17 protein-coding genes are annotated in these 20232 nt (G+C 57.2%); 14 read left to right on the forward strand and 3 right to left on the reverse strand.

From position 1 onward, the window contains the following. The first annotated feature begins 13 nt into the window (after nucleotides 1-13). The 4 genes from DWX75_RS04425 (at nucleotide 14) to DWX75_RS04440 (ending at nucleotide 5157) form a co-directional block, all read left to right on the forward strand. Entirely contained in the window at nucleotides 14-1297 is a 1284-nt protein-coding gene (locus DWX75_RS04425; protein ID WP_118015130.1) for a glucosaminidase domain-containing protein, read from the forward strand. Between the two features lie 106 nt (nucleotides 1298-1403). Further along, nucleotides 1404-3356 carry a methionine--tRNA ligase gene (metG, locus tag DWX75_RS04430; RefSeq protein WP_118015131.1) on the forward strand — a complete coding sequence of 651 codons (1953 nt, stop codon included), beginning with the start codon at nucleotides 1404-1406 and terminating at the stop codon, nucleotides 3354-3356. After that, nucleotides 3356-4150 carry a TatD family hydrolase gene (locus DWX75_RS04435; protein ID WP_118015132.1) on the forward strand — a complete coding sequence of 265 codons (795 nt, stop codon included), beginning with the start codon at nucleotides 3356-3358 and terminating at the stop codon, nucleotides 4148-4150. The genes metG and DWX75_RS04435 overlap by 1 nt, the downstream gene beginning before the upstream one ends. A gap of 248 nt (nucleotides 4151-4398) precedes the next feature. Next, complete coding sequence (locus DWX75_RS04440) at nucleotides 4399-5157, forward strand: G5 and 3D domain-containing protein (protein ID WP_118015133.1); 759 nt, start codon at nucleotides 4399-4401, stop codon at nucleotides 5155-5157. An 80-nt stretch (nucleotides 5158-5237) separates the two neighbouring features. On the opposite strand, the gene DWX75_RS04445 is transcribed toward DWX75_RS04440, so the two are convergent. Continuing rightward, entirely contained in the window at nucleotides 5238-5678 is a 441-nt protein-coding gene (locus DWX75_RS04445; protein WP_118015166.1) for a hypothetical protein, read from the reverse strand. A 285-nt stretch (nucleotides 5679-5963) separates the two neighbouring features. On the opposite strand from DWX75_RS04445, the gene brnQ reads away from it, so the two are divergent. From brnQ to DWX75_RS04495, 10 genes are all read left to right on the forward strand, one after another. Further along, entirely contained in the window at nucleotides 5964-7310 is a 1347-nt protein-coding gene (gene brnQ / locus DWX75_RS04450) for a branched-chain amino acid transport system II carrier protein (protein WP_118015134.1), read from the forward strand. 248 nt (nucleotides 7311-7558) lie between these two features. Then, complete coding sequence (locus tag DWX75_RS04455) at nucleotides 7559-7903, forward strand: nitrous oxide-stimulated promoter family protein (protein WP_118015135.1); 345 nt, start codon at nucleotides 7559-7561, stop codon at nucleotides 7901-7903. A gap of 170 nt (nucleotides 7904-8073) precedes the next feature. Continuing rightward, nucleotides 8074-9201 carry an ABC transporter ATP-binding protein gene (locus tag DWX75_RS04460; RefSeq protein ID WP_118015136.1) on the forward strand — a complete coding sequence of 376 codons (1128 nt, stop codon included), beginning with the start codon at nucleotides 8074-8076 and terminating at the stop codon, nucleotides 9199-9201. Continuing rightward, nucleotides 9194-10843: an iron ABC transporter permease gene (locus DWX75_RS04465; protein ID WP_118015137.1), complete on the forward strand. Its 1650-nt coding sequence runs from the start codon at nucleotides 9194-9196 to the stop codon at nucleotides 10841-10843. The genes DWX75_RS04460 and DWX75_RS04465 overlap by 8 nt, the downstream gene beginning before the upstream one ends. Before the next feature lie 58 nt (nucleotides 10844-10901). Continuing rightward, a complete protein-coding gene (locus DWX75_RS04470; protein WP_118015138.1) occupies nucleotides 10902-11948 on the forward strand; it encodes an ABC transporter substrate-binding protein in 1047 nt (348 codons plus the stop codon). 137 nt (nucleotides 11949-12085) lie between these two features. Continuing rightward, nucleotides 12086-13666, forward strand: a complete 1581-nt coding sequence (locus DWX75_RS04475) for a sensor histidine kinase (RefSeq protein WP_158558759.1) — start codon at nucleotides 12086-12088, stop codon at nucleotides 13664-13666. Beyond that, nucleotides 13660-14436: a response regulator gene (locus tag DWX75_RS04480; protein ID WP_118015140.1), complete on the forward strand. Its 777-nt coding sequence runs from the start codon at nucleotides 13660-13662 to the stop codon at nucleotides 14434-14436. The genes DWX75_RS04475 and DWX75_RS04480 overlap by 7 nt, the downstream gene beginning before the upstream one ends. Nucleotides 14437-14471: 35 nt before the next feature. Further along, on the forward strand, nucleotides 14472-15332 hold the full coding sequence (locus DWX75_RS04485; RefSeq protein ID WP_118015141.1) for an HAD hydrolase family protein: 861 nt from the start codon (nucleotides 14472-14474) through the stop codon (nucleotides 15330-15332). Between the two features lie 123 nt (nucleotides 15333-15455). Beyond that, nucleotides 15456-17696, forward strand: coding sequence for an alpha-galactosidase (locus DWX75_RS04490; protein WP_118015142.1), 2241 nt, complete (start codon nucleotides 15456-15458; stop codon nucleotides 17694-17696). Between the two features lie 40 nt (nucleotides 17697-17736). After that, nucleotides 17737-18381 (forward strand): YitT family protein, encoded by a 645-nt coding sequence (locus DWX75_RS04495; RefSeq protein ID WP_118015143.1) that lies wholly within the window; start codon nucleotides 17737-17739, stop codon nucleotides 18379-18381. A gap of 147 nt (nucleotides 18382-18528) precedes the next feature. On the opposite strand, the gene tnpB is transcribed toward DWX75_RS04495, so the two are convergent. Both tnpB and tnpA read right to left on the reverse strand, forming a co-directional pair. Beyond that, entirely contained in the window at nucleotides 18529-19653 is a 1125-nt protein-coding gene (gene tnpB, locus DWX75_RS04500) for an IS200/IS605 family element RNA-guided endonuclease TnpB (protein ID WP_118015144.1), read from the reverse strand. A gap of 5 nt (nucleotides 19654-19658) precedes the next feature. Then, nucleotides 19659-20066: an IS200/IS605 family transposase gene (gene tnpA, locus DWX75_RS04505; RefSeq protein WP_118015145.1), complete on the reverse strand. Its 408-nt coding sequence runs from the start codon at nucleotides 20064-20066 to the stop codon at nucleotides 19659-19661. Nucleotides 20067-20232 lie beyond the last annotated feature (166 nt).

Genomic DNA, 20232 nt, shown 5'->3' on the forward strand with positions numbered 1-20232 from the left:
TGGAGGTTTTTCTATGAATATCTCGCGCTGGTTCCTGATCTCGACGGCGGCCTGCGGCCTGCTGCTGGCCCCCGCGGCGACGCAGCAGCCTCTGGCAGAGGCGGCAACGCAGAGCAGCGTTCCTGCCAAGGCGTCCGTCAGGACCATTCCCGGGCGGCCGGACTTCCCGCAAGTGATGCCGGGAGAGCCCAACAAGAAGGCCATGCAGTCCGTCAAATGGCGCCTGGCCAAGCCGTATGCCGAGCCCATGCTGGAGGCAGCCGCGGCGGCCGATACCATCACGATCATGGGAGCGGCAGAGGCCACGCAGGAACAGATGGTGCATTTCATCGAGAAGCGCAACCCGCAGCCGAAACTCAACTGTTCCGTCGAGGACATCGTCCGCTATTATTATGAGGAAGCCGGCCGCGAGGGCATCCGCCCTGATGTGGCGCTCTGCCAGGCCTTGAAGGAGACGGGCTTCTTTGCCTATGGCGGGGATGTCTCGCCCAAACAGAACAATTTCTGTGGGCTCGGTGCGACGGGCAATCGTGAACCGGGTTTGAGCTTTGCAACGCCGCAGCTCGGCGTGCGTGCGCACATCCAGCATCTTTTGGCCTATGCGAGCACGGAACTGCCGCATACGGCCCTCGTCGACCCGCGCTATAAGCTGCTGAAGGAGAACCGTCCGGAGATTTACGGCCAGGTGACGAAGTGGACGGGGCTCAATGGCGTCTGGGCCGTGCCGGGGACGCGCTATGGCCAGGAGATCCTCTGGCTCTGGCAGGAAGCGCAGGCACCGGACGGTTCGGATGCCGCGCTCGCCGCTGCGGAGAAGAAGGTCCGCGAGATGCCCGATGAATCCGGCGCTTATCTCTACCGCGGCATCGTCTATTTCAACCGTCAGGATTACAAGGCGGCAGAGCAGGATTTCAACCAGGCCATCCATTTCGCACCGGAGTCTTCGGCCGCCTACTATGACCTGGCGCTGACGCAGCATCAGACGGGACACCTCAAGGATGCGCTCAAGAGCTATGAGGCGATGATCGCGCGCAATCCGGAGTTCATGCAGGCCTGGTACAACCGCGGGCTCATCGAGCTCGCTCAGAAGCACGAGAAGGACGCCATCCATTCGTTCCAGGAAACGCTGCGCCTGACGCCGCAGACAGCAGATGCCAAGAATGCGCTGGCCGTGGCCTACATCCGCCAGAAGAAATATGACAAGGCATGGCAGATGTTCGATGAAGCGGCTGACATCAATTCGGCCAACATGAATGTACTGGCCAACCAGTTTATTTTTGAAGCCTGCCTCAAGTGAGGGCAGGTCAGACGGTTTAGTTGCCCAATCCTGTCAAAGTGTTTTATAATAAGGGGGCAACAAAGTGAGCGGGCGTTCCATTAGCGGCCGCGGAGGAGGAAGTCTCATGAAAGAAAAGAAACCATTTTATATCACGACGCCGATTTATTATCCGAGCGCCAAGCTCCACATCGGCCATGCGTACTGCACGACCATCGCGGACTCCATTGCCCGCTTTCACCGCCTGATCGGCGACGATGTCTTTTTTCTGACGGGCTCGGATGAGCACGGCCAGAAGATTCAGCAGAAGGCAGAAGAAGCCGGCGTGACGCCAATCGAATACGTCGACAAGATCGTTGCGGGCTTCCAGAATCTCTGGAAACGCCTCGACATCAGCAACGATGATTTCATCCGCACGACGCAGGAGCGCCATCAGCGCGTCGTGCAGGAGGTCTTCCGCCGCATCTACGCCAAGGGCGACATCTACAAGGGCTCGTACAAGGGCCTCTACTGCACGCCGTGCGAAAGCTACTGGACGGAGCATCAGCTCGATGAGAACGGCTGCTGCCCGGACTGTCACCGTCCCGTGCAGGAAGTCTCGGAAGAAGCGTATTTCTTCAAGATGAGCAAGTATGCAGACCGCGTGCTCCAGTACATCGAGGAGCATCCGGATTTCATCCAGCCGGCATCGCGCCGCAACGAGATGATCAACTTCATCAAGCAGGGCCTCGAAGACCTCTGCATCTCGCGCACGTCGTTTGACTGGGGCATCCCGGTGCCCATCGACCCGAAGCACGTCATCTACGTCTGGTTCGACGCGCTGACGAACTACCTGACGCCAATCGGCTTCCTTGACGACCCCGAGAAGTTCCAGAAATACTGGCCGGCAGACCTTCATCTCGTCGGCAAGGAAATCGTCCGCTTCCATACGATTATCTGGCCGTGCATCCTCATGGCCCTCGACCTGCCGCTGCCGAAGAAGGTCTACGGTCATGGCTGGCTCATCGTCGACGGCGACAAGATGTCGAAATCCAAGGGCAATGTCGTCGACCCGAACGGCCTCATCGATGAATTCGGCGCCGATGCCATCCGCTACTTCCTGCTGCGCGAAATCAACCTCGGCCAGGACGGCAACTTCTCGCGCGATGCCCTGATCCAGCGCATCAATTCCGACCTCGCCAACGATCTCGGCAACCTCCTGCACCGCACGCTCAACATGACGCTGAAGTTCCAGGACGGCGTCGTGCTCGCACCGCAGGGCAAGAGCGAAGTGGACAAATCCCTCGAAGCCGATGCCGCGGAAACGGTCGCGTTCTTCCGCGAGAACATGAACGATATGCAGCTTTCGGCGACAATCAAGAAGATCTGGGCCTTCATCAGCCGCGCCAACAAGTACATTGACGAGACGGCTCCGTGGGCCCTTGCCAAGGATCCAGAAAAGAAACAGGAGCTTGCCAACGTTCTCTACAACCTCACGGAATCCCTGCGCATCATCAGCGTGCTGATCTCGCCGTTCATGCCGCAGACGGCAGAGCGCATCTGGAAGCAGCTCAATCTGCCGCAGGCCTTCAAGGACGTGCAGATCGAGGATATCGAGCAGTGGGGCGGCGTACCGGCAGGCATTACGGTGGGCAAGCCGGAACAGCTCTTCCCGCGCATTGAAGTGGAGAAGGAAGAGGCTGTGCAGACAAAGCCTGCCAAGAAAGACAAGAAAGCCAAGAATGAGAAAAAAGACGAGACGCAGGAGGCCGTCCCCGGCGTCATCGGCATTGAGGACTTCGGCAGGGTCAAGTTGCGCGTGGCCGAGGTCACGGCAGCAGAGCCTGTGCCGAAGGCGGACAAGCTGCTGAAACTCCAGCTGAGCCTCGGTGAAGGGGAGCCTGAGCGTCAGGTCGTTTCGGGCATTGCCAAGTTCTATCAGCCCGCTGAACTCGTCGGCAAGCACGTCGTGCTCGTGGCCAACCTCAAGCCGGCCAAGCTGCGCGGTGTCGTATCCGAGGGCATGATCCTCGCGGCCAGCGACGGCAAGGGTCTCAAGATCCTCGAAGTCGACATGCCGGCCGGCACCGAGGTGCGCTGATGGCAGAGCAGGCAGCAGGCCGCTTCGAGCTGGTCGATACGCATACGCATCTCAACGATGCCAAGTTTTCCGAGGACTGCGAGTCCGTCATCGCGCGGGCACGGGAAGCCGGCGTGACCCGCATGATCAATATGGGGGATACCCTCGCTTCCTCGGAGCGGGCCGTAACGCTTGCCGAGGCACATGAGGGGCTTTATGCCGGCGTCGGCATTCATCCGGAAGAGGCGTTCGAGATGACGGCGCGCGAGGACGACATCCTCGCCGCCTGGGCGGCAAAGCCCGAAGTGGTGGCCATCGGCGAGATCGGCCTCGACTATTACTGGGAGAAAGATTCCGATAAAAGGCGGCTGCAGCAGCGTATATTTATCCGTCAGCTGGACCTCGCGCGCCAGCTTCATCTGCCGGTCTGCATCCACGACCGCGATGCCCATGGCGACACCCTGGCCATCCTCAAACGGGAAGGCCGGGGGATTCGCGGCGTCCTGCACTGTTATTCGGGCAGCCTCGAAATGGCGCGTGAACTCCTCAAACTGGGCTGGTATCTCGGCGTCGACGGCCCGCTGACCTTCAAGAATGCGGCAAAACTGCCGGAAATCGTCCGGGCCATGCCTCTCGAGCGCCTGCTCGTCGAGACGGATGCGCCGTACATGGCACCTGTGCCCATGCGCGGCAAGCGCAATGAACCGTCCTTCGTGCGCTTTGTGGCAGCGAAGGTGGCGGAGCTTCGAGGGCTTTCTTTTGAGGAAGTCGCCCGTGTGACGACGTGCAATGCGGAGAATTTATATGCACTTTAAGTGAATTCTCATAAAAGTGGTGAGGGAACATATAAAATGTTCCCTCACCACTTTTTAAATCCCATTTTTCAGCTTAATTACAGCTGAAAGTGGTAGAACAAAACATGGGTGATTTGACATCACCCTTTTGTCCATGCTATACTTATTTTGTTCTTTTTGCGTTCCCACTATAACAAAGGGGGGATTGAATGAGTTTAAAGCGACTCATTTCCTTACACAAAAAAGTAGAAAAGAAATTTTTGTTTTGCATGATACTGGCTATCATGATGATGATGACGACAGGCTTCACCCGTGCGGGCATGCCCTCGGACATGCATCAGGTACAGGTTCATGTCGACGGACGCACCATTGAATTCAACAGCATACACAGAAGCCCGGAATACCTCATTGAGCGGGCAGGCGTGAAACTCAGCGCCAAAGACGAATACCAGTTACAGAAATTAGACAACAAGACAACCGACATCACGATTTATCGAGCGGTCCCCGTCACCATCGAGTACGCGGGACAGAAAAAAGAAGTTCTGACCAGCAAACAGACAGTACGCGATGCCCTCATCGAACAGGGCTATCAGCCGGAGGATGTGGAAGCAGCTCCGGGTTTGGACACGAAAATACATGCCAATATGGACATATCACTGAAGGACAGTGCAGCCAAGCTGCAGGCCATGCAGCGTGAACGGGAAGAGGCACAGGCTCAGGTGGAGACCTCGCGCGGCCTTTCCCGCTACAGTGCCGTTTACACGATGGAAGCAACTGCTTACCTGCCATGGGATGGCGGCGGCAGCGGCATCACGGCCTCGGGCCTGCCTGCCCAGTACGGCGTCGTAGCCGTGGATACGGATGTGATTCCCCTGGGAACGCGCCTCTATATCCCTGGCTATGGCGAGGCGATTGCCGCAGACACGGGCGGTGCCATTGTCGGCGACCGCATTGACCTCTGCATGGAGGATTACGGTGCAGCGATGGACTTTGGCCGCCGCGACGTAACCGTTTACGTTTTGGATTGAGGAACGAAAAAGAATAAGACATTTTATGCCCCTGGATCTGGCTGACAGGATCGGCCAGAGCACAGGGGTCTTTCTTTTTCTCAATTTTTCTCGATGATCATCTTTGTATGATCGGCCTCGGCCTTCTGGATCAGGATCTTCAGGCGTTCGATGTTCTGCTTATGACGCTCGATGGCAAAGCCGATGCGGATGTGCTCTTCTTCGGTGAAGGCTGGATTCTTGTATGAGGCCTCGATGCGCTTGAGGCGTTCTTCGACTTCGTGCAGTTCGTTCTGCATGGGCTTGACATGCTCGAGCGCGAGCCCGTAGATGGAGCGAATCTGGTTCTCGACGTATTGGGCATAGCCGGGCTCTCCTGACGTCTTCTCGAGCCATTTTGCCACGTGGTAGATGATGTCGAAGGGGCTTTCGCCGCTGTGTATCATATCGAGGATTTCCATTTTGATCTGCTGTTCTCGTCCGTGCGGCTGCATGACGGTGGGATCGTCGCCGGTCTTTGCGTGTTTTTCTTCTTCTGCCATGGTATCATCGTTCCTTTCCGGCTCATCGTGAGCCATGCATTTCCCTCCCATTATAGCATATTTCCATTTCCCGCGATTTCGGGAAGTTTACGGTGTTACACAATATTCGATTTTTTATTGCTTTTTCGGCAACGGCTGTGCTATAATATAGCCATATTTTTATGGTTGTAATCCTTCATGTTCAGGGCTCTTGGGACATGAACTTTTTTTATGAAGAAAAGTGTTTACCATGAGTGGACGGCCAGTGGATGTCAGCCAGACGATTAGAAAGGTAGAAGGGATTTTATGAATCAATTCAAGATCGGCGAATTGCTCACCATCGGCTTCATGATGTTCTCCATCTTTTTCGGTGCGGGCAACCTGATTTTCCCGCCAGCCCTTGGACAGGCCGCTGGCGATCATACACTCACTGCGATGGCCGGCTTCCTGCTCACGGGCGTGGGCCTGCCGCTGCTCGGCATCACAGCCATTGCCCTGCAGGGCGGCAAGTACATCGAACTCATCAACCGCCGGACGTATCTGTGGTTCGCGACGGCGCTGCTCGTCGTGCTTTATCTCTGCATCGGCCCGGTCTTTGCCGTGCCGCGTACGGGAGCCGTCTCGTTTGAGATCGGCATCCGCCCGTTCCTCGGCGACGATGGCCTGACCATCGGGCAGGCTGTTTACACGGCACTCTTCTTCGGCGCCAGCTACTATCTGTCGCTCAATCCGAACAAGCTCATCGACCGTGTCGGCAAGGTCCTGACGCCGCTGCTGCTCATCGTGCTGGCCGTGCTCTTTGCCAAGTCGTTTGCGGCGCCGCTCGGGGATATCCTGCCGGCGACGGGCAACTACGTGGCATCGCCGTTTGCCCAGGGCTTCCAGGACGGCTATCAGACGATGGACCTTCTGGCTTCCATCGCCATCGGCACACTCGTCGTTAATGCCGTGCGCATGCGCGGCGTCACGGATAACCGGGCCATTGGCCGCATCTGCCTGTTCGCCGGACTCATCACCGTTACGCTCATGGCCTGTGTCTACGGTTCGCTGGCGTATCTCGGTGCGACGAGCGCTTCGGTGCTGGGGCACTCTGCCAACGGCGGCCAGCTGCTTGCAAGTGCCGTCGGCCTCTTCTTCGGCCCGGCCGGCAACGGCCTGCTCGCCGCCATCATCATCCTGGCCTGCCTGACGACGAGCTGCGGCATGCTCTCAGGCGGCGCGTGGTTCTTCAACAAGCTCCTCAAGAACCGCATTTCGTATGAGCGCCTGCTGCTCTTATTCACGCTGTTCAGCTTTGCGGCTTCCAATATCGGCCTGACGCAGATCATCGCGCTGGCCGTGCCGTTCCTCGTGACGATCTATCCGCTCGTCATCGTCTTTGTCCTGCTCTCACTCTTTGACCGCTTCATCGGCTGGCGCAAGAGCATCTATCAGGGCGCCCTTGACTTCACGCTGGCCTTCTCGCTGATTGACGGCCTCAATGCTGCGGGTGTGCATGTCACGGTGCTCAACAACATCCTGAGCCAGTACATCCCGTTCTACAGCCTCATGATGGGCTGGGTGATCCCCGCGCTCTGCGGCGCGGCCTTCGGCTTTGTCATTTCCCTTTTCCAGACGGCTCCGGCCGGGGAAGCTTCTTCCACAGAACGCTGAGGCATTTGCACCTGGGACAGAATACTGCCCGCATCCTTGGATTTGGATGCGGCAGTATTTTTTTGTCCACAGTTTCTGGGGATAAAACTTGTGCAATCTGTGGATAAGTTGTGATAAACATCTTGTGTTATCCACAGATTGCACGTTGGACGGTGGATAAATGCGCCAGCGTAACAACCGTTACGTCCTTCTGCGCCGTTTTCCGGTAAACTGAAACGTAAACGGAAAACAAGACAGGAGGTGAAGCGATGGAAGAACAGTCTGTGGAAAAAAAGCGGCAGCAGGAATGCCGGACGGTGGAGGAAATCATCCGCCTGTATTGCCGCGGTCATCATCATGAGCGTCAGGGGAAGATGCTCTGCCCGGAATGCCAGGAACTCGCGGATTACGCGCTGGCGCGGATTCGTCACTGTCCGCGCATGGCGGAGAAGACGTTTTGCAGTGTCTGCCCCATCCATTGCTACGCGCCGGAAAAACGCCGCCAGATCCTCCGCGTCATGCGTTATGGCGGCTGGCGCATGCTCTTTTACCACCCCGTCATGGCCCTTCATCACATGCTGCTGAGCTGGAAATGGCATCGGAAACACGGGTGAGGGTTGTGTTCTCCGATAGTAAACGTTTAGCGTTCAGTTTTGGCGATATTATTGCAGGATTTTGGATTGTTCCATCCTGCTTATTTTTTTATAATGAAAATAAATCAGATATGTCAGAATTTTATTTACAGAATTACAGCGTTCCATCAGGAAATTGGGGAGGGGATAGCATGAGTGTTGCGATTCATGTCGATCAGGTCATCAAACGGTACGGCAGCCTGACGATTATCCCCGGGCTTACCGAGCATATCGAGAACGGCGAGTTCTTCACGCTCTTGGGACCGTCCGGGTGTGGCAAGACGACACTGCTGCGCATGATTGCCGGCTTCAATTCGATTGAAGGGGGCAAGATCCGTTTCAACGATACGGTGATTAATGACATACCGGCGCACAAGCGCAATATCGGCATGGTATTCCAGAGTTACGCGATTTTTCCGCATATGACCGTGCGCGAGAATGTGGAATATGGCCTGAAGCTGCGCAAGACGCCGAAGGATGAGATGAAGAAAAAGGTCGATGAGATTCTCGATGTCGTGCAGATCACGGAATACCAGGACCGCCTGCCGGAGCGGCTCTCGGGCGGCCAGCAGCAGCGCGTGGCCCTGGCCCGCGCCATCGTCATCCATCCGAGCGTGCTGCTCATGGATGAGCCGCTCTCCAATCTCGATGCGAAACTGCGCGTCGAGATGCGCTCGGCCATCCGCGAAGTGCAGAAGCAGGTGGGCATCACGACGGTCTACGTCACGCATGACCAGGAGGAGGCCCTTTCGATTTCTGACCGCATCGCCGTCATGAAGAAGGGCGAGATCCAGCAGACGGCGCGGCCGCATACGGTTTATACGCGCCCGTACAATGTCTTCGTCTCGACGTTCATCGGCCATTCCAACCTGTTCCGCGGACGCCTGGCGGAAGCGGAGGGCGGGGGACTGGCAGCCGTCTTCCAGGATGGCTATGTCATGCCGCTTGAGACGCTCGGCCCTGATGCCAAAGCCGGCATGGACGTCATCATCTCGGTGCGGCCGGAGGAGTTCTCCATCCAGCCGGAAGGACAGGGCCTGCGCTGCCGGGTGCACAGCAAGGTGTTCCTTGGCAAGTACATCAATTACGGCCTTTCCTTTGCCGAGGAGATGCTCGTGCCGGGGCAGCCATCCATCGAGTACAGCCAGGACCTCGGCCATGCGGAACACATCCTCGAAGCCGGCGACGCGGTGACGCTGAAGCCGAATCCTGCCAAGGTTAATGTGTTCCTGCCGGACGGCAGCCGCAGTCTCATGGAAGGTGTGGTGCGCGATGAGTAGGAAAATACACTGGGACTTCTGGACGGGCATCACGCTGCTGTCCATCGGCGTCTTTACGCTGTTCCTCATCTACCCGCTGTTCTCCCTGTTTGTCAGTGCCTTCCAGGACCCCGATACCGGCGCCTGGAGCATGCAGAATTTCGCGCATTTCTTTGACCGCAAGTATTACTATCAGTCGATGATCAACAGCTTCTCCGTCACGACCTGCGTGACGATCCTCGCGGTCATCATCGGCACGATTGTCGCGTACTTCATGACGCTCTACAAGATCAAGTTCAAGAATGTCGTCGAAATCTGCATCGTCATCTCGCTGCTCTCGCCGCCGTTCATCGGTGCGTATTCCTGGATTCTTATCGGCGGGCGCAACGGCTACATCACGCGCTTCCTGGCCGAGTACGGCATTGATTTTCCTTCGATTTACGGTTTTGCGGGTATCCTGCTCGTGCTGACGCTCAAGCTTTACCCATTCATCTACCTCTATGTGGCCGGTGCGATGAAAAACATCGATTCGGCACTCATCGAGGCGGCGGAGAGCCTCGGCTGCAGCGGCATCCGCAAGGTCATCACGATCATCGTGCCGCTGATTACGCCGACCATCCTCGCCGGTGCCCTGATGGTCTTCATGAACGCGATGGCAGACTTCGGCACGCCGATGCTCATCGGCGAGGGCTACAACGTCATGCCCGTCATGATCTATTCGGAATTCATCAATGAAGTCGGCGACCAGGCCAATTTCGCCGCTGCCATGGCAGCCCTGATGGTCCTGATTACCTCGACAATCTTCATGCTGCAGAAATACATCGTCAACCGCAAATCCTTCACGATGAGTTCGCTGCGGCCCATGCAGGTCGGCGAGCTTCACGGCTGGAAGAAAGCCGCCGTGCATCTCTTCATCTATCTGCTCGTCGCCCTGTCGCTGATCCCGCAGCTCGTCGTCATCTACACGTCGTTCCTCAAGACGAGCGGTTCGATCTTCGTCGACGGGTATTCGCTTGACAGCTACCGCACGATTTTCGAGAATCTCGGCACGGCCATCTCGAATACGTACCTCTTCAGCACGACGGCCATGGTGGTCATCATCTTCCTCGGCATGACCATTGCCTACCTGACAACGCGCAAGAAGAGCTGGCTCACCGATCTCATCGATACACTGTCGATGTTCCCGTACATCATCCCGGGCTCTGTACTCGGTATCACACTGCTTTTGGCCTTCAATGAAGAGCCGCTGCTGCTCTCGGGCACGGCCGCGATCATCATCATCTCGCTGATCATCCGGCGCCTGCCGTACACGCTGCGCTCAAGCTCGGCTATCCTCTACCAGCTGAGTCCGAGCATGGAAGAAGCATCCATCAGCCTCGGGGCATCGCCTCTCAAGACGTTCTTCAAGATCACGGCTGTCATGATGCTGCCGGGCGTCATGAGCGGTGCCATCCTTTCGTGGATCACGGCCATTAACGAATTGTCGAGCTCCATCATCCTGTTCACGGGCGCGACGAAGACGATGTCGGTCGCTATCTACACCGAAGTCATCCGCGCCAGCTATGGCACAGCGGCAGCGTTGTCGACCATCCTGACCCTGACGACGATTACGGCCATGGTGATTTTCTTCAAGGTATCGGGGCGTCACGATGTCACGCTTTGATGTTGGGAAGTCTGTATGTTTATTTTCATATCGTTTTATCAAAAGGAGGAGATTTGTCATGAAGTGGAAGAAGATTGTCGCGGCCCTGCTCGGTGCAGCCGTCATGACGACCTGTTTCGCAGGCTGCGGCGGCAGCCAGTCGGCCTCGAAGGATTCGTCGGGATCGGGCAGTGACGACAACAAGCTCGTCATCTATTGTCCGCATCCGCTGTCCTTCATCAATCCGCTCGTAGAGGAATTCGAGAAGGAAAGCGGCATCAAGGTCGAGGTCGTGGCAGCTGGCACGGGCGAGCTCCTGAAGCGCGTGGAGTCGGAGAAAGCCAATCCGCTCGGCGATATCTTCTGGGGGGGATCGCTTTCGACGATGAAGCCGAAAGCCGACTTGTTTGAACCGTACAAGTCCGTCAACGAAGACCATATCCAGGCGGCCTTCAAGAACACCGAAGGCTCGATGACGCGCTTCACGGATATTCCGAGCGTCATCATGGTCAATACGGATCTCATCGGCGACATCAAGGTGGAAGGCTATGAAGACCTGCTGAACCCGGCACTCAAGGGCAAGATCGCGATGGCCGATCCGTCGAAATCATCTTCGGCTTATGAACACCTCATCAACATGCTCTATGCGATGGGCAACGGCAATCCCGACAACGGCTGGGATTACGTCACGAAGTTCTGCAAGAACCTCGACGGCAAACTGCTCTCCGGTTCGTCGGCCGTCTATAAGGGCGTAGCCGACGGCGAATACGTCGTGGGCTGCACGTTCGAAGAAGGCGGCGCGAAATATGTCGCAGACGGTGCGCCGGTCAAGCTCGTTTACATGAAGGAAGGCGTCATCTCGAAGCCCGATGGCATCTACATCATCAAGAACGCCAAGCACATGGAGAATGCCAAGAAGTTCATCGACTTTGTCACGAGCAAGGAAGCCCAGACCCTGATCACGCAGAAGCTGCATCGCCGCAGCGTCCGCGATGACGTGCCGGCACCGGCCGGACTTGAGGAGAAATCCCAGATCCACATCATCACCGATGACGAGCAGGTCGTGAACCAGAACAAGAAGGCATGGCTCGATAAATTCAAGGATATCTTTACGAGCGTGCAGTAAGATTGACACTTCGATATGATTACGGGAGGAGGAACCGCTGTGAGGCTGTTCCTCCTTTTGTGCTGCAATCGAGTATGTACAGATTCCTGCTGTACCGTTATACTAAAATGAGAATGGTGGGAAAGGGGGCGGACGGTTTGCGGACGTTTCAGGATGAAGTGCGGCGTGCCCTGACGAAGTATGCACTTTTGCCAACGCTTTTTCTGGCTGTCATCGGGCTCGTGCTCGTCGGAATCAGCTGGGAACGATACGTCGTCGTGGCCAGCGATGAAAGCCGCGTTGTTGCAGCCGAGGTCATAGCAGGCATCCTCCGCGACTATAACGGCAGGACACAGACCGTGGCAGAGATGGCGACAACTGCCGGCATCGGGCAGCTGCGCCATGATGCGGCGGCTCGTGCCGAGCTCTACGGTTACCTTTACCATGAAGTCAACATCGCGCACGACGGCACGCTGTTCTTCCTGCTGGATCGGGAGGAAAAGCTCGTCCTCGGCAGCTGGGATTACCTGCCCGAGGGGCTGGCGACGCTCGGCAGCCAGTGGGGCATCCTGCGTCGCCTGAAGGAACAACCGTCTGAGCCGCAGGCGGAATTCATTGCCCATGAAGCCCTGTATGAAGATGACGACCTCGTCATCGGCCGGGCCATCTGCGATGAGGAGGGACATCTGCAGGGCTATATCCTCTTCCTGCTGCCCGGGCGCTATCTGCGCAGCAATATCACGTCCCCGTATCTGGATTTCGTGCTGCAGGACCGGTTCGGCAATACCTGTGTCCGGACGGGCAGCAGCTATACGACAGGCGGTCTGCGCAAGCTCGCACCGGAAATCCGGCGCACGAATCACTGGCTGGCGGAGTTCCGCCATCAGGAGTATTATGTGACGCAGCAGCCCGTGGCCGACGGAGCGTTCACGCTCTTTACCGTCATGCCGGTTTCGAGCCTGCTCCAGCGCTATTATCTGGGGATCGGCATCGTGGCCGGCGTGCTGCTGCTCATGATCCCTATCCTGCTCGTCAGCGTGCGGCGCGAGAGCCGCGCACGCGCGCGGGCGATTGCCGAGGAAGAAGCGAGAGCCACGGCCGTTTCTGAGATGCGGCGCCTCGAGAGCCAGTTCAACCCGCATTTCCTGTTCAACACGCTGGAGAACATCAAATTCATGGTCAAGCTCGACCCGCAGGCAGCACAGCGTATGCTCATGGATTTGTCGCGCATCCTGCGCTACAGCATCAAGGGCGAGGAACGCAAGGTAACGCTGCGCGAAGACCTCTCGTACACGCACAGCTACATGGAAATCCAGCAGTACCGCTTCGGCAGGCGTCTCGTCTATGACGAAACGATTCCCAAGGAAGTCGGGGACTGCCGGATCCCCCGGCTGCTCTTCCAGCCTGTGCTGGAGAATGCCATACGCTACGGAGCGGCCGAGGACTGCAGTATCATCATCCGCCTCAGCGTCAGCTGGGAGGAACGGCCGACGGGCAAGGTTCTCTGCGTGAAGATTGAAGACCAGGGGCCTGGACTTTCCGCAGAACGACTGCAGGCCATCCGCGAGATGCTGGCAGAAGGCGCCGACCCGGCCCTGCACACGGGAATTTACAACATTCATCGTCGCCTGCAGCTCATGTACGGCCGGCCGTATGGCCTGCAGCTTGAATGCCCGCCCGCGGGCGGCACGGTTGTGACGCTGCGGCTGCCGTTTGAGAAGGAGGGAGTATCGTGTTAAAGCTCATCATCGCGGAGGACGAGGAAATCATACGCCGCGGACTCGTCGCGACCATCGACTGGGCGGCGATGGGGGCGGAGGTCGTAGGCGATGCGGCCGACGGCCTTGAAGCGTGGCAGCTTGTCGAGTCGAACAAACCGGATATCCTGCTGACCGATATCCGCATGCCACGGCTTTCCGGGCTGCAGCTGGCGGAGAAGCTGCGCGAGGCGGGAACATCCGTGCATGTCATCTTCCTGACAAGCTATGCGGATTTTTCCTATGCCCAGCGGGCCGTGCGTCTCGGAGCCTGCGATTATCTGCTGAAACCGGTCGATGAGGAAGAGCTCATGGACGTGCTCAAAAGGATCCGTCAGCAGGACAAGACCTCTCCTGCACCTGTGTCCGAGGAGGAAAATCAGGTATCCCTGGTGGATTGGCAGCCGCTGCTCGCCGACACACATCTGAATCCCTACGTGCGCGATGTGCTCGAATTCCTGCCCGCGCATTACCAGGAACGGCTGAGCGTGGAGGAGATGTCCGCCCGGCAGGGCATATCGGCCAGCTATCTTTCGCGCAAGCTCAAGGAGACGACGGGGCATACCTTCAATTCGCTTCTGACCCGCTTCCGCCTGCAGCAGAGCCTCGCGCTGCTGGCCGAGGGGCGGATGCGCGTCTATGAAGTGGCCGAGGCAGTCGGCTTCAGCGATTACAAGAATTACGCACAGGTCTTCCGCAAGTACTTGGCGATGACGCCATCGCAGTATGTGCACCATGAGAAACAGGGATGAATGTGCCTTATTATTCGACAGAAAGAGAGTACGATATGAAACCTTATGAGAATTATTTGATCATCAGCGACCTCGACGGGACGATCATCCCGCATGGCGGCCGCATTTCCGCGGCCAACAAGGCGGCCATTGCCACATTTGTGGCGGGCGGCGGACATTTTGGCATCGCCACGGGCCGCACGCCGGAGGCGGCCGCGGGCTATTTCAGGGATGTCGCCATCACGGCGCCGAGCATCTTCTTCAACGGTTCCATGTTGTACGACTGGCAGCGACATGAGATCCTGGCCACGCGCGCGCTGCACGGTCCTGCCGGCAGAGACGGCAAGACGGATGATGCCATCTGGCCGCGCTTTGCTGCTCACTGCCTGGAGAAATTCCCCGAGGCCTGCATCGAGGTCTACACGGCCGAAACCTGCAACATCATTAGCAAACCGGAGAACGATGATCCCCGCCTGCCGCATGAATACTACATGTATCGCCACTGCCCGCTGACCGATGTATCAGACCTTGCCAAGACGCCCTGGCTCAAGTTCTTTGTCTGCGATGCGCCTTCGCGCCTCAAATTGCTTGAGCAGGAGGCGGATGCAACGGGGACGTCTGCCGTGTCGAATCACTTTTATTCTGAGGCCAATTACCACGAGTTCGTGGCTCAGGGCGTGTCGAAGGGCTCCATGCTCGCCGAGATCCGCAAGCTGCCGGCCTATCGCGACATGAAGATCATTGCGCTCGGCGATTACCTCAACGACAAGACGCTGTTGGAACAGGCCGATATCGGCATCGCTTCCGGCAACGCCCATGAGGCGCTCAAAAGCATCGCCGACCTCACGGGCTGCCGGGCCGAGGACGACCTGATTGTCTGGCTGCTTGCGCACTTTGCCGACATCGCAGCTGTTTAAAGAAAAGAGACAACAAAAATCCGCTACCTGCCAACAGATGCGGATGGAAATAAAGGACAAAACCTCCTATAATCAGATTAAACGAACGGAAACACGACAATCTGATTTTGGGAGGTTTTTTCTATGGGCATCTCTTTTGCGGCGGCGACTCAGCAATTCCATCTCTACAACGACAGGATCAGCTACGTCATAAAGGTCCTGCGCGACGGCCATCTCGGCCAGATCTACTTCGGCGCGCGCCTGCCGGAAGACCGCGACTACGGTCACTTCGTCCACACGGATTACTACCGCCCGACGACGGCCTACGTCTTTGACAACGAGTACGGCTTCTCGCGCGAGCACCTGCGGCAGGAGTATCCTTCGTACGGCACGACGGACTTCCGCGAGGGTGCGGTGGAGCTCGCACAGCCGGACGGCAGCCGCATCACGGATTTCTGTTACGTCTCGCACGAAATCGTCGCGGGCAAGCCGAAGCTGACGGGCCTGCCGGCCACGTATGTGGAGGCGGACGACGAGGCGGACACGCTCCTCATGCGTCTGCGCGACGAGAAGACGGACGTCGAGCTCGTGCTCTCGTACACGATCTTCCGCGACTTCGATGCGATTGCCCGCAATGCTTATTTTGTCAACAAAGGCAGCGAGACCGTGACGCTCACGCGCGCGATGAGCCTTGCCATCGACCTGCCCGACGCGGACTACGACTTCGTGCAGTTCTCCGGCTGGTGGGGGCGCGAGCGCCAGAAGAGCGTCACGCACCTGCGCCCGGGCATCCAGTCCATCGGCAGCCTGCGCGGCCAGTCGGGCCACGTCCACAATCCGTTCTTCATCCTCAAGCGCCCGCAGGCAGACGAGCAGCAGGGGGAGGCCATCGGCTTCTCGCTCGTCTACAGCGGCAACTTCCTCGCGCAGGCGGAGGTCGACACCTTCGATGTCACGCGCGTGACGATGGGCATCCATCCGCAGGAATTCCGCTGGCAGCTCGCGCCGGAGGGTTCGTTCCAGACGCCGGAGGCCGTCATGGTCTGGTCGGACCACGGCCTCAACGGCATGAGCCAGAACTTCCACAAGCTCTACCGTACGCGCCTGGCGCGCGGCGTCTGGCGCGACAAGGTGCGCCCCATCCTCATCAACAACTGGGAGGCCACGTACTTCGACTTCGATGAGGAGAAGCTCGTGCGCATTGCCAGGACGGCACACGATGTCGGCGTCGAGCTCTTCGTACTCGACGACGGCTGGTTCTCCACGCGCTGCGGAGAGACGAGCGGCCTCGGTGATTGGTGGCCGAACACCGGCCGCCTGCCGAACGGCATCACAGGCCTCGCGGAACGCATCAATGCACTCGGCATGAAGTTCGGTCTCTGGGTCGAGCTCGAGATGGTCAACAAGGACAGCGAGCTCTATCGCGCGCATCCCGACTGGATCCTGCACACGGAGGGCCGCCACGCCTCGCATGGCCGCAAGCAGTACGTGCTCGACTTCTCGCGTCCGGAAGTCGTCGACTACATCCACGATTCCATTTATAAGGTCCTGAGCACGGCGAAAGTCGACTACATCAAGTGGGACATGAACCGCAGCATCACGGAGTGCGGCTCGGCCAGCTGGGGCCCGGAGCATCAGGGCGAGATCTTCCACCGCTACATCCTCGGCGTCTACAGCCTCTACGAGCGCCTGACGCATGAGTTCCCGAACATCCTGTTCGAGTCCTGCGCTTCGGGCGGCGGCCGCTTCGACCCGGGCATGTTCTACTACGCGCCGCAGTGCTGGACGAGCGATGATTCCGACGGCGGCGAGCGCCTGCGCATCCAGTACGGCACGAGCTACGCTTATCCCGTCTCATTCATGGGCTCGCATGTCTCAATCTCGCCGAACCATCAGATTTTCCGCGAGACGAGCCTCAAGCTGCGCGGCGATGTCGCTTACTTCGGTACGTTCGGTTATGAACTCGACCTCGGCAGGCTCTCGGACAAGGAGCTCGATGAGATCCGCGGGCAGATCCGCTTCATGAAGAAATACCGCAGGCTGATCCAGCAGGGGACGTTCTATCGTCTCAAGGATCCGTTCACGGGCAATGCCGCGGCTTGGATGGTCGTTTCGGATGACCGCCGTCAGGCCATCGTTGGCTACTACAAGATGCTCGCGCATCCCTGCACGCCGTACACCTGGATGAAGCTCGCAGGCCTCGACGAGGCGGCTGATTACAAAGTCCGTATCGATGACCGCGAGGATATGGGCGTGTTCACGGGCGCCGAGCTCATGCGCGCCGGCCTCGACACGACGGACTTTTCGGCTGGCGAGCAGAGTCACGAAGAGGGCAGGCACTGCACCGACTTCTGGTCGCGCCTGTTCGTCCTTGAAGCCGAATGAAGAATGAGATTATTGTGATTGGAGAAAGAGGAGAAACGCAATGAAACGAGAGATGAGACAGAAGCTCATGTCTGTCGGTGGTGTCATGATCTGTGGCGCGAGTGTCGGCATCTTCCAGAAGATCGCACTTGGCACAGACCCGTTCACGTGCTTTGTCACGGGCATCGCCAATGTCTTCAGTTCGACGTACAGCATCTGGTACGTGATCCTGACGGGCCTCATGCTCGTGGGCGTCGCCGTGCTTCAGCGCCGCTACATCGGCTTTGCGACACTCATCAATCTGTTCCTGACGGGGGTGGCGGCCGATGCGATGCACGGTTTGCTGGACTTTTTGCTGCCGGATCCGACTTTCGGCACGCGCTGCCTGCTCATGGCCGTCAACATTCTGATCATGAGTCTTGGCGCTTCACTCTATTACGTGGCGAACCTCGGCGTTTCCGCCTATGATGCCATCGCCCTGATGGCGTCGGAGTGCTATCATGTTGCCTCGTTCCGCGTCTGTCGCGTCACGACCGATGTTTTCTGCGTGGCCGTCGGCTTCTTCCTCGCGGCGGATGTCGGCCTTGGCACGGTCATCACGGCCTTCTTCATGGGGCCTGTCGTGCAGTGGTTCACCAATCATCTGGCGCTGCCGCTGCTCAATGGCGGCCCGCTCCGCAGACAGGCCATGCCGCGCGAAGCCTGAATCGCTCTCATAGCTTGACACTCCCCATGCCTAAAGGCAGGGGATTCTTGGTTCGACGACCACTGCGCCGCCTCCGAGGAATTGGCGTCTTACACGATCTCCCCAAGCGTGAATTCCCGTGTGCCCCACGGTATGTTCTATTTCCGTTCATGCAACTTTGGATTTGTCTTCCAAAGCCTTGCGCAGGATGTTCTTTGCGGCATTCACATCTCTGTCGTGATGGGTTCCGCATGCTGGGCAATTCCATTCGCGGACGCTCAAATCCTTTGTCAGTGGATTCTGATAGCCGCAGACGGAGCAAGTCTGACTTGACGGGTAGAAGGTATCAACTTGAAGCAGTTCGCCGCCGCATCGTTCTGTCTTATACGACAGCTGACGGAAAAATTCGCTCCAGCTCACATCTGAGATTGACTTCGCGAGTTTATGATTCCGCAGCATTCCTTTGATGTTCAGATGCTCTACGGCTACTGTTTGGTTTTCACGAGCAAGCCGTGTCGATATCTTGTGAAGGAAATCCCTGCGGATATTTGCGATACGTTCATGGACGCGAGCAACACGGACGCGCGCTCTTCCACGGTTCACCGACTTCGGCATCTTTCGGGAAAGCCGCCGCTGCTCACGGCGGAGTTTGCTCTGGAGCTTCTTCAGTGGATGTGGGTTCTCTACGGTATCGCCGTTGCTATCCGAATAGAATACCTTCAACCCAACGTCAATACCAATCTGCTTGCCATCGTTTGGGCAGGACAAGGATCCTTTTTCTGCTTCGACACAAAGCGAAACGTAGTATTTGCCTGAGGCAGCCCGGCTTACCGTGGCAGAGAGAATCCGGCCATCGAAGTCACGGCTCTGCTTGATTTTCACAAGACCGATCTTCGGGAGCTTGATTCTCTTGTCGATGATACGGATACCGTTTGCTTGATTGCGCGTCCGATAGGACTGGTTGTGACTATGTTTCGACTTGAAGCGCGGGTATCTTGCCCGCTTTGCAAAGAAGTTCTGAAACGCGCGGTCAAGATTCCGCAGGGATTCCTGCAATGCCATGCTGTCCACTTCAGACAGCCATGCAGTTTCCTCACGCTTCTTGAGGTCAGTGAGCAATTTGCTTGTCTTGACGTAAGTCAGCGAATTGTGATTCGCTTTCCATTCGTCGCGACGCACCGCGAGGAAGTGGTTGAATACGAAACGTGCACAGCCCAGCGTACGATTGATGAGGTTTTTCTGTGTTCTGTTCGGATAGATGCGGAACTTATAGCCGAGCGTGTACGTTTCCATTTTTCTCACTTCCTTTGCGATGTCTTTTGGCTCTCGATATACTGCTTGACGATTCCAAGCGGTGCACCACCGACCGTAGAACAGAAATAGGAATTTGTCCAAAGTGTCGGCAGTTTCGTTGTCAGCCAATGAAATTCCTGTCTTAGTATCCTCGACGTTTTGCCCTTGATTGTCTTCACCGCTTTGTGAATTCCGAATTGCGGGTCTACATCCAAAAGCAGATGTACATGGTCTGGCATGATTTCCATCTCGATGACGTCAAAGTTATTTTCGTCAGCAATGGAATGTATGAGCTCCTTCAATCTCACGTCCACGCCATTCACGAGTACTTTTCGACGATACTTAGGACAGAATACAATATGATATTTACAGGAATATACGATGTTACGGTTCGAATGATATACTCTGTTCATATTTGTATTATACTATACTTTTGTAGTTAATACAATGATTAAGAAGGAAAAAGTTGTCCGCCTTCAATTGCTTACGCAAATTCGGCGGACGCGCCTTATATCCCCAGCCCTAAAGGGCGGGGGGTTACGGCGCTTTCGATAAAAAAGTCCTGACGATGTGTCAGGA

Source organism: Mitsuokella sp. AF21-1AC (assembly GCF_003458855.1).
In the GTDB taxonomy this organism is placed as follows: Bacteria; Bacillota; Negativicutes; order Selenomonadales; family Selenomonadaceae; genus Mitsuokella.

What these genes read in the sequence shown, in the direction of transcription:
- DWX75_RS04445 (WP_118015166.1), bottom strand. Translation starts at nt 5,678, where the DNA reads ATGGCAGAAGAAGAAAAACACGCAAAGACCGGCGACGATCCCACCGTC.
- DWX75_RS04485 (WP_118015141.1), top strand. Translation starts at nt 14,472, where the DNA reads ATGAAACCTTATGAGAATTATTTGATCATCAGCGACCTCGACGGGACG.
- DWX75_RS04425 (WP_118015130.1), top strand. Translation starts at nt 14, where the DNA reads ATGAATATCTCGCGCTGGTTCCTGATCTCGACGGCGGCCTGCGGCCTG.
- DWX75_RS04470 (WP_118015138.1), top strand. Translation starts at nt 10,902, where the DNA reads ATGAAGTGGAAGAAGATTGTCGCGGCCCTGCTCGGTGCAGCCGTCATG.
- tnpB (WP_118015144.1), bottom strand. Translation starts at nt 19,653, where the DNA reads ATGGAAACGTACACGCTCGGCTATAAGTTCCGCATCTATCCGAACAGA.
- DWX75_RS04495 (WP_118015143.1), top strand. Translation starts at nt 17,737, where the DNA reads ATGAAACGAGAGATGAGACAGAAGCTCATGTCTGTCGGTGGTGTCATG.
- DWX75_RS04460 (WP_118015136.1), top strand. Translation starts at nt 8,074, where the DNA reads ATGAGTGTTGCGATTCATGTCGATCAGGTCATCAAACGGTACGGCAGC.
- DWX75_RS04435 (WP_118015132.1), top strand. Translation starts at nt 3,356, where the DNA reads ATGGCAGAGCAGGCAGCAGGCCGCTTCGAGCTGGTCGATACGCATACG.
- brnQ (WP_118015134.1), top strand. Translation starts at nt 5,964, where the DNA reads ATGAATCAATTCAAGATCGGCGAATTGCTCACCATCGGCTTCATGATG.
- DWX75_RS04455 (WP_118015135.1), top strand. Translation starts at nt 7,559, where the DNA reads ATGGAAGAACAGTCTGTGGAAAAAAAGCGGCAGCAGGAATGCCGGACG.
- DWX75_RS04465 (WP_118015137.1), top strand. Translation starts at nt 9,194, where the DNA reads ATGAGTAGGAAAATACACTGGGACTTCTGGACGGGCATCACGCTGCTG.
- metG (WP_118015131.1), top strand. Translation starts at nt 1,404, where the DNA reads ATGAAAGAAAAGAAACCATTTTATATCACGACGCCGATTTATTATCCG.
- DWX75_RS04490 (WP_118015142.1), top strand. Translation starts at nt 15,456, where the DNA reads ATGGGCATCTCTTTTGCGGCGGCGACTCAGCAATTCCATCTCTACAAC.
- DWX75_RS04440 (WP_118015133.1), top strand. Translation starts at nt 4,399, where the DNA reads ATGATACTGGCTATCATGATGATGATGACGACAGGCTTCACCCGTGCG.
- tnpA (WP_118015145.1), bottom strand. Translation starts at nt 20,066, where the DNA reads ATGAACAGAGTATATCATTCGAACCGTAACATCGTATATTCCTGTAAA.